Raw genomic sequence first — 8662 nt, 5'->3', positions numbered from 1 at the left:
AGACAGGGACTGTGCACTTCGCGTCCGTTCCCGGCAGGGCAACGACAGCACAATCATCACTTTCTGTACTGGATCGATTACGGAGAGTCGTGATCTTTTGATGTGTAAGGGGATGGACGCAGGCTGATCGGGAGTGGAGCGTTCCCCGCGCGAATGCGGGTCACTTTCGGTCGGGGACGGTCGCAAGGGTGGGAAGAGGTCGATCGCGCGGTCGGCTGACCGCCCTTCCGCAGCCTGAGGTGGTTGGCCTGATCGCGCGCCGCGGAATGGGACTGCGTCATCGCGCGGACCCGGTCGGAGGGCTGGGGGGCACTGCACGGATTCCGTGCCGTCGAAGATGCGCACGGAGCGCGCGGGATGAATACGCGCGGTCCGCCAGGACGGGGTCCGGTCGGGTCCGCGTGCGAGGATCCGTTCCCAGGTGCCGTACACGGCCCACCTGGGCAGCCGTTCATGAGCGGTCTGGAATGAGCCCAGCTCGTCCGGCAGGTCCAGCCAGGCCCGGACCGGATCGGCCGGCATGAACGGCTCGACCCGGTCCCACATCGCATCAGTGATCACTAGCCGGACGGAGATATCCGATCAGCCGGCGAGCAGATCAAAGAGACACGCTTTAGCCCGCCGTGCCGCGTACCGCCGCCAGCGCGCGGTCCGCGTGGGCGCTCATCCGGAACTCGCTGCGCACCACCTCGACCACCGTGCGCCGTTTGTCGATGACGAAGGTGGCCCGCTTGGTGGGCAGTACGGCCAGGCCGCGGGCCACGCCGAAGCGGCCGCGTACGACACCGTCCGGGTCGGAGAGCAGCGGGAAGCCGAGGGAGTGCTTCTCGGCGAACTCCTGCTGGCGCGCCACCTCGTCCGAGCTGATGCCGACCGGCCGGGCCCCCACGGCCGTGAACTCGGCGGCCAGATCGCGGAAGTGGCAGGCCTCGGCGGTGCAGCCGGGGGTGAGGGCCGCCGGGTAGAAGAACAGCACCGCGGGCCCCTCGGTCAGGAGCGACGACAGGGTGGTGGGGCGGCCCAGCTCGTCCGGGAGCGTGAAGTCCTCGACGACGGTGCCCACTTCGACACGGCGGCTCATACGGCGCCCTCCGCCGACCTGGCGACGCTGCGGGCCCACAGGATCAGCGGGGCCTGCAGCGGCACGCGCGCGTACGCGGCGGTGCGCAGCGGGGCGGGCCGGTCGCGCCAGTCCACCGCCATCTTCACGTTGGCGGGCAGCACGCCGACGAAGAACGCCGCCGTCGCCCGCGCCGTCACGCGCCGGGTGGCGGGCAGCGCGACCCCCGCGGCAAGCGCGAACTCGACCGCGCCGCTCGCGTACGTCCAGGCCCGCGGCGTACCGGGCAGGACGCGCGGCACCAGCGCGTCGAAGACCTTGGGCGCCACGAAGTGCGCGGCCCCCGCACCGGCGAGGAGCCCGGCGAGCAGCAGCGGGGAGCGGGGGTTTGAACGGGGAGTGCGGGGCGGGCGCAACGGCTGCCTCCTGAGCGCGGACCGGACGGCGAGAGTCGCGATCCTACGCCAGGTGTTACTACGGAGTAAGTGCCTTGGGTGAGACGCCCGGAAGCCCGGTCGCGCACGGCACGCGGGTCCCCGCGGACAGCACACGGGCCCCCGCGCACAAGCCCTGCAGCAGATCGCCGCCCGAACTGTGGCCCACCGCGAGCAGCGCGGCCAGCGGGCCCACGAGTCCGGTGCCGGTCGCTGCGGCCCGGAGCAGCGCGGCGGCCTGCGGGACACAGTGCCCGGTGGCCGCGTGCCGCAGCAGCGCGGCGGAGACCAGCGGCGTGGAACCCTCGGCCCGCGCGGCGAGCGCCGCGAGCGGGCCGAGCCAGGGCGGGGCGTACGGCGCGAGGTGCGCGGCGAGCAGCAGTCCGCACAGGAAGTCGTCGCCGGACGGGGTGAGTCCGGGCCCGAGCCCCAACAGCCGCGCCGCGGACCGGCGTACGGCACCGGGGTGCGCGTACGCCAGAGCGCGGACGGTCTGCGCGGCGGCGGCCCGTACCCCCGGCGGCAGCGGACGCGGGGGAGGGAGCGCCGCGAGCACGTCGAGGGCCCGGCCCGGTGGGGTGTCCTGGGCGCGGGGCGGCGCCCAGGACACCCCGGCCGTCAGGCACAGCGGCCCGACGGCGATCCGGCCGCCCCCCACCCGTCCCGCGCGGCCGGGGCCGAGCCCCGCGAAGGGCCGGTCGCCCGCGGCCGCGGGCAGGACGACGGCGGCCGGCACCCGCACCGCGTCGGGTGCGAGCAGCGCGAGCGGCGTCCGGCTGCCCCGCACGAGCAGATAGAGCGCGCCGCGCGTCGCGGCCACCACGCGGGCGGGCCGCGGCGGCCCGTGCACCACGGCGGCGGTGAGGGTCGACGCCGCGCAGTGCGGGGCCGTTGGGCTCACGCGCCGGCCGCCGTGACACCCGCCGGATCCGCGCCCGACGCGTCCATGAAGTCGGAGTCCGTGGAGTCGGAGTCCGTGAACTCCGGTACGGGGAACGCCTCCAGAGCCTTGCGGAAACATTCGAGCGGCGCGTGCGTGAGGCCCGCGCCGATCTGCCCGATGCCCGCCTCCCGGTGCGAGATGCCGGTGGTGACGACCGGCACGATGCCGGTGTCGAGCACCGCCCGCAGATCGATGCCGACCGGCGAGCCGACCCCGCCGAGCATCGGCAGCCGGTACGCCTCGTGCCGGGCCAGCGTGATGCGGGCCATGTCCCGGCTGATCCGCAGCGCTTCCGCGACCGTGCCGCCGACGAAGCCGGTGATGGCGGGCGCCGCGGCGAGCGAGAACCCGCCGAGCCCGTACGTCTCCGTGATCGCGCTGTCCCCGATGTCCGGGTTGGCGTCCTCGGGCCCGTACCCGGCGAAGTACATGCCGCGGATCCGGGTGGCGGGGGCCGTGAACCAGGCGTCGCCGAGGCCGCTGACCCGGATGCCGACCTCCACGCCGTTACGCGCGAAAGCGGTGACCAGAGTGGAGTGCGGAACGCCCGCCGCCGCCGAGGTGGCCAGTTTCGCGGCCGCCATCGAGAAGTTGAGGAACCAGTAGTGGTTGTCCGCGAGGAAGTCGAGGACCTCGGGGCCGTCCGGCGTGCGGGCCAGGGGAGCGGCCAGTTCGCGAAGGAGCAGCACCGACGCCGCCGTGTTGCGGCTGTGGCACTCGTCGCCCATCTGCAGCGCCTGCGCCGTGACCGCCCGCAGGTCCACCCCGTCGGGGAGCGCGCGCAGCGCGGTGCGCAGGGCCGGGCCGAGGGTGCCGCCCATCCAGCGCAGCCGGTCCATCACGTCGTCGCCGAGCGCGCCGTAGCGCAGACAGCGGCCCGCGCCCTCGTTCAGGTTCGAGTAGGCGCGGCGCCCGGTGGCCGGGTCCTCGACGACGAGCAGCGGCATCGACGGCGAGATGATCCCGCCCATCGGGCCCACCGCCTCATGGTGGTGACACGGCTCGAACTCCAACTCGCCTGTGGCGGCGAGCCGTTCGGCCTCCTCGGCGGTGCCGGCCCAGCCTTCGAGGAGCGCGGCCCCCACCACGCCCGCGCGCATCGGCCCGCACATCCGGTCCCACGCGATGGGCGGCCCGGCGTGCAGCAGCAGCCGGCGCCCGCTCGCCCGGTCGTCGAGCACGGGCAGCGCCTCCCGCGCGGGCAGCACGTCCCGCCACACCGGCCGGACGGCCAGGAGACGGGAAACGGCCTCGGCGTTGGCGGCCTCCACGCGCGCGTGCGCGGTGATGCGGGCGAGCCGCCAGGCGAGTTCAGGGTCACCGGCCGCGGGCGGGCGCCAGTCGAGCGCGGCGACTTCGGCGCCCGCGCCGCGCGGCACCTCGGCGAACGCGGGCACACCCGCGGCGGCGACGCGCACCGGCGCCGCGCCGAGCAGCGAGCCGAACGGGGCAGTGCTCGACGGGACCGTGCTCAACGGGGCAGTGCTCATGCGTGGCCTCCCGCGGGGGTCAAATCGCCCTCCACGCGCGTGCGTTCGGCACGTGCAGGGAGCAGCGACACGGCGAACTCGGCGGCGTCCGTACTGGTCGGGGCGAGCAGCACGCCCGCCTGCCGCAGCCGCGCCAACTGCTCGGCGGCGCCCTGCGGGTCCCGGTCCGTGCCGACGCCGAACGCGACGACGACGGGGCGCGACCGCCTCGGCGCCCGCTCCAGTTCGGCGGCGAGCGGTCCGACCGGGTCCGTACCGGCGCCGTGCCCGAGGACCACGTCCAGGACGATCACGGCGGTACGGGGATCACGCAGCGCGGCTCGCAGGTGGGCGGCGCGCACGGTCGGGTCGATCATCGGGTGCGGGCGGCCCGCCGTGTACGCGTCGTCGCCCAGGTCGAGGATCAAGTGCCGGTCGGGGAGCGTCACTTCGGCCGAGTGCGGGGTGGCGGCCCCGGTCCCGGTGGCGGCCCCGGTCTCGGTGACGGCGGCGGGGAGCAGCAGCCGCGCCTCGTACGCGAACGTACCGCCCGCGTACAGCGCGCGCAGCAGGTGCCCGGACGGTGGTGCGGGCCGTGGCCATGCGAAGCGCTCGGGCGGGGTGCCGCCGAGCAGCCGCACCGCGGCGTACGCGGCGTCGCGCAGCGTGCCGACGACGGTGAGCCCGTCGGTGGCGTACGGCGCGGTGCCGTCGAGGAAGCAGGCGACGACCGGCTTCGCGGAGCGGGCGGCGCGCTCCAGGACCCGTTCGGCGACCTCGGGGGCGGGCGGCTTCGACACCAGCACGATCAGCGCGCAGCCGGGGTCGGCGTCGAGCAGCTCGAACGCGTCCAGGGTGGTGATGCCGCCGACCTCGGAGCTCAGGTCGCGGCCCCCGGTGCCGATCATCTGGCGGATGCCCTCGCCGTGCGCGTCCAGGAGGCACGAGACCTGCTGAAGTCCCGTTCCGGAGGCGCCGATCAGGCCCGTACGCCCAGGCCGTAGCGCATTCGTGAAGCCGAGCGGAATCCCGTCCAGGAGGGCGGTGCCGCAGTCGGGGCCCATCGCGAGCAGCCCGCGCGCACGGGCCTCGCGTTTGACGGCGACCTCCTGGGCGAGCGGAACGTTGTCGCTGAAGACGAAGGCGTGCATGCCGCGGCGCAGCGCCTTGAGCGCCTCGGCGCCCGCGTACGCGCCGGGGGTGGAGATCAGCGCGAGCACCGTCGCCGGGTCGGCCTCGGTGAGCGCACGCGGAGCCGGTGCGTCCGCTCCGCCGCCGTCGCCCCCGCCGCTCTCCTCGTCCGGCCGGTCGAGGAGGCCGGCGACCGCGTCGACGGCGGCGGTGAGCGTGTCGGGCTCGCCGTGCACGGCCACGATCAGGTCGTTGGGGCGGGCGTCGCGCCCGGCGTCGGTGAGCAGCCCGGCGTCGGCGAGCTGCCGCAGATTGGCGCCGGTGGCCATGACCAGGCTCGCCGACTCGACGCCGGGCAGGTCGGTGAGCTGCCGCGCCGCCCGCATCAGCGCGACGGAGTCGGCGTAGGTGTCGCGGCGTACGGAGTTCAGCACGCCGAAGGATTCGGAACCGGACTTGTCAGCGGACCGGGGGCCGGGTTCGTCAGGGGTTCGCTCCATGGCCAGACCGTACGGTCCGCACCCCGGGGGCTGTCTTCGGCTAACGGTGCCAGCGCGGACCAGGCGATCACCGGCAGCCGCTGACAGTGACCCGGCCCACGGGGACCGCGACCATCAGCTGAACGCCCGCCGAACTCCCGTGCCCGCACTACGGGTTCACCGCCGAACCGCCGAACCGCCGAACCGCCGCATCCGCATCCGCATCCGCATCCGCATCCGCACCCGTCCCACCTTCACCCGCCGCGCCGCCTTGTCCCGTCCGCCGACGACGCACGACCCCCGAGGTGTCCGCGCATGACCGAAGTCCCCGATGCCCCCGAAGTCCCGCCCGAGGCCCACGCCGCATCCGCCGCTTCCGATGCCCGCACCCGTGCCCAGCGGGCCGCCGAGGCCACCGAGGACTTCGCCGCCGACCGGCTGCCGCCCGGCGAGTCCCGCTCCACCCTGTCGATCACCCTGGTCCGGATGGGCTTCACGGTGTCGGCGACCGACCTGCTTTACGGCATGTCGCTCGGCCTGTTCTTCCCGTTCTGGACCGCCCTCGCCATCGCGCTCGGCTCCTCCGTGGTGGTCAGCGCCGTGTCGATCCTGTGCGGACTGATGGGGCAGCGCGAACGCATCACCACCGCGCTCGGCCTGAAGGCCGCGTTCGGCCGCAACGGCAGCCGGCTGCCGTCCTTCGTGATCGCGCTCCTGTCGGCCGGGTTCGTCGGCTACAGCACCGGCATCACCGCCGGTGTGCTGCCCGGCGGCCACGACCCGGTGCTCGGCCTCGTCTACTGCGTGGTCCTCAGCGTCGTCTACACAGCCCTGTCCATCGTCGGCTTCGGCAAGGGCCTCACCTGGGTGGGCCGGATCAGCGTGCCGCTCATGCTGGTCACCGTGATCATCGCGGTGATCGCCGCCGTCGAGCACTCCGGCGGTCTCGGCGCGATCGTCGGCGCCGCACCGGAACGCGCGGGCGAGGCCACCGTGCTCGCGATGTTCGCGCTCGGGGTCAACAAGTGGATGACCGGCGCCACCGTCACCCCCGACATCACCCGCTTCGGCAAGTCGACGAAGACCGTGTACACCACCACACTCGCCGAGTTCATGGTCGGCAACTTCGGCTTCAACCTGCTCGGCATCCTGCTCGGACTCGGCGTCGGCCAGGGCGACATGGGCGCCGCGTTCGGCGCGGTCGGCGTCGGCGCCCTCGCCACCTTCGCGATCTTCGTCCAGGGCTTCCCGCACGAGGTCAACAACATGTACGCGGCCAGCCTCGCCGGCCGCACCGCCGTCGACCTGCCCCGTATCGCCGTGAACGTCATCGCCGGAGCGGTGGCCTGCGCCCTCGCCTACTACGGCCTGACGGCGGGCATCCTCGACGCGTTCCTCACGTACCTCGGCTACCTCGGCTACGCGATCCCGCTGATCCCCGGCATCCTCGTCGCCGACTACTTCCTGCTCAGGCGCGGCCGCTACGACCTGTCCGCGGCCGCCGTCGCCGCCGTCAACTGGCGTGCCGTGGCCGCGTACGGAGCCGGTCTCGCCGTCAACCTGGTCCTCGGCTTCGGCTTCGGCGACGAGCTGTGGCACGCGCTGCCGCTGACCGGCGCCCTGCTGTACGTGCTGTTCTCGCTGCCGCAGCTACGGGCGGCCCGCGCCGAACGGGCCCGCGGCGGCACCGGGGTCAGCGTGCCCGCGCGTTGAGCAACCGGTGTGCGTGCACCGCGAGTTCGGTCTGCAGCCGGCGCATCGGGTCCTTGTCCGGTGCGCCGGTGAGACGTTCGATCTGCTTGAGGCGGTAGCGCAGCGTGTTGTAGTGGATGTGCAGTTCGTCGGCGGTCTCGACGCCGTTGCGGTCGTGCCGCAGATAGACGGAGAGGCTGTGCACCAGGCTCCCGTCGTGCTCGGCGTCGTAGCCGATCAGCGGCCCGAGCGCCCCGTCGACCAGGGCCCGCAGCTCGGCCGTGGGCAGCTGGTCGAGCAGCCGGTAGACCCCGCTCTCCTCGTGCAGCCGCACGAACGAGCCGCCCTGGCCCTCCAGTTCACGGCCGAGGGCGAGCGTTGCCAGGGCCTCGCTGTGGCTCAGATGCAGCTCCGCGAAGTCCGCGCGTACGGCACCGGCGGCCAGCGCCACCGGGTGCGACGGGCAGGCGGCGGCCACGGCGCGCCGCACCGCCCGGCAGGTGGCCGCGAGCGCCCGGCCGGGCTCCACGAGCAGGGTCAGGCCGCCCGGTGTGCCCCACGCCGGGGTCTGCGCGCCGAGCACCGAACGCGCCGCCGAGAGCAGCCGCTCCTCCCGCACCCGTACGTCGCCCGCCGCCCCGCCCGCTGCGCCCGCCGCGCCGCCGACCTCGACGACCACGGCGGCGCGCGGCCGCTCCAGGTCCCAGCCGAGCGCGGCGGCCCGCCGGGCCGACTCGGAGCGGTCCCGCGGCGGCTGCGAGACCAGCTCGGTGAGCAGCAACGTCCGGTAGCGGCGCTCCCGTTCGGCGAGCACCCGCTCCTGCACCGCGAGCATCGCGGCGAGGCTCGCCACATGCTCCACGGCGAGCACCTGCTCGTCGTCCACGGCCCGCCCCGCCGGCACCCACAGGGCGACCTCGCCGCCCGCCCGGCCGCCCACGGCGATGGGCCGGGTCAGGCTCGGCGCCGCGCCCTCGGGCGGCGCGCCCGCCGCGGCCAGCACCTCTCCGTCGACCGTGCGTACGGCGACGGCCGCGGCGGTCTCGCGGGCCAGGGCCGCGACCAGTTCGAGGTACCCGCCGCCGCGCAGCACGGCCTGCGAAAGCCGGTCACGCACCGCCTGCGACCGCTCCAGGTTCAGCGCCTGCCGGTTCAGTACGGTGCCGATGACCTCGGAGAGGATGTCGTTCAGCATCACCTCGCCGGGCAACTCCACGATGGGGAAGCCGAGTTCGTCCGCGCACCGCAGCATCGGCGCGGGCAGCCGCGGCAGGTACGGGCCCACCTTTACGCCCAGGGCGGCGAGTCCACGCCCGGCCAGGTCGGGGACGAGGGCGGTGAGCGCCCGGTCGTCGTCGCGTACCGCGTACGCCGTGGTCAGCAGGAACTCGCCGCCGCGCATCCAGCGGATGATGTCCGGCACTTCCATGATGTTGGCCACCCGGATCGCCCGG

At 74.5% G+C, this 8662-nt stretch carries 7 protein-coding genes and 1 pseudogene; 1 reads left to right on the top strand and 7 read right to left on the bottom strand.

Annotated elements, in window-relative coordinates:
* Window positions 1–304: 304 nt before the first annotated feature.
* The 6 genes and pseudogenes from GUY60_RS39230 to GUY60_RS29765 all read right to left on the bottom strand — a co-directional run.
* A pseudogene (locus GUY60_RS39230) lies at window positions 305–406 on the bottom strand (IS5/IS1182 family transposase); the annotation flags it as partial.
* Window positions 407–613: 207 nt separating this feature from the next.
* The gene (locus GUY60_RS29785) at window positions 614–1081 is read right to left on the bottom strand and encodes a peroxiredoxin (protein ID WP_161703369.1); all 468 of its coding nucleotides are present in this window, start codon (window positions 1079–1081) and stop codon (window positions 614–616) included.
* A complete protein-coding gene (locus tag GUY60_RS29780) occupies window positions 1078–1476 on the bottom strand; it encodes a DoxX family protein (protein ID WP_161703367.1) in 399 nt (132 codons plus the stop codon). The genes GUY60_RS29785 and GUY60_RS29780 overlap by 4 nt, the downstream gene beginning before the upstream one ends.
* A gap of 58 nt (window positions 1477–1534) precedes the next feature.
* Window positions 1535–2395: an oxamate carbamoyltransferase subunit AllH family protein gene (locus GUY60_RS39800; protein ID WP_161703365.1), complete on the bottom strand. Its 861-nt coding sequence runs from the start codon at window positions 2393–2395 to the stop codon at window positions 1535–1537.
* A complete protein-coding gene (locus GUY60_RS29770) occupies window positions 2392–3927 on the bottom strand; it encodes a YlbE family protein (RefSeq protein WP_161703363.1) in 1536 nt (511 codons plus the stop codon). Before GUY60_RS29770 ends, GUY60_RS39800 begins: the two co-directional genes overlap by 4 nt.
* On the bottom strand, window positions 3924–5537 hold the full coding sequence (locus GUY60_RS29765; protein WP_161703361.1) for an AllF/FdrA family protein: 1614 nt from the start codon (window positions 5535–5537) through the stop codon (window positions 3924–3926). The genes GUY60_RS29770 and GUY60_RS29765 overlap by 4 nt, the downstream gene beginning before the upstream one ends.
* Window positions 5538–5831: 294 nt before the next feature.
* Between GUY60_RS29765 and GUY60_RS29760 the strand changes: the two genes are divergently transcribed.
* Window positions 5832–7229, top strand: coding sequence for a purine-cytosine permease family protein (locus tag GUY60_RS29760; protein ID WP_161703359.1), 1398 nt, complete (start codon window positions 5832–5834; stop codon window positions 7227–7229).
* Here the strand turns inward: GUY60_RS29760 and GUY60_RS29755 are convergent.
* Window positions 7210–8662 (bottom strand): PucR family transcriptional regulator (locus GUY60_RS29755; RefSeq protein WP_161703357.1); only part of this gene is annotated, 1453 nt, incomplete at its 5' end. The genes GUY60_RS29760 and GUY60_RS29755 overlap by 20 nt on opposite strands.

Origin of the sequence: Streptomyces boluensis (assembly GCF_009908195.1) — a bacterium.
GTDB classification, from domain to species: Bacteria; Actinomycetota; Actinomycetes; order Streptomycetales; family Streptomycetaceae; genus Streptomyces; species Streptomyces boluensis.
This window is presented reverse-complemented; position numbering and strand designations above follow the sequence as displayed.

Excerpts from the sequence above, each read along its gene's own strand:
- GUY60_RS29760 (WP_161703359.1), top strand. The coding sequence starts at position 5,832 with ATGACCGAAGTCCCCGATGCCCCCGAAGTCCCGCCCGAGGCCCACGCC.
- GUY60_RS29770 (WP_161703363.1), bottom strand. The coding sequence starts at position 3,927 with ATGAGCACTGCCCCGTTGAGCACGGTCCCGTCGAGCACTGCCCCGTTC.
- GUY60_RS29765 (WP_161703361.1), bottom strand. The coding sequence starts at position 5,537 with ATGGAGCGAACCCCTGACGAACCCGGCCCCCGGTCCGCTGACAAGTCC.
- GUY60_RS29785 (WP_161703369.1), bottom strand. The coding sequence starts at position 1,081 with ATGAGCCGCCGTGTCGAAGTGGGCACCGTCGTCGAGGACTTCACGCTC.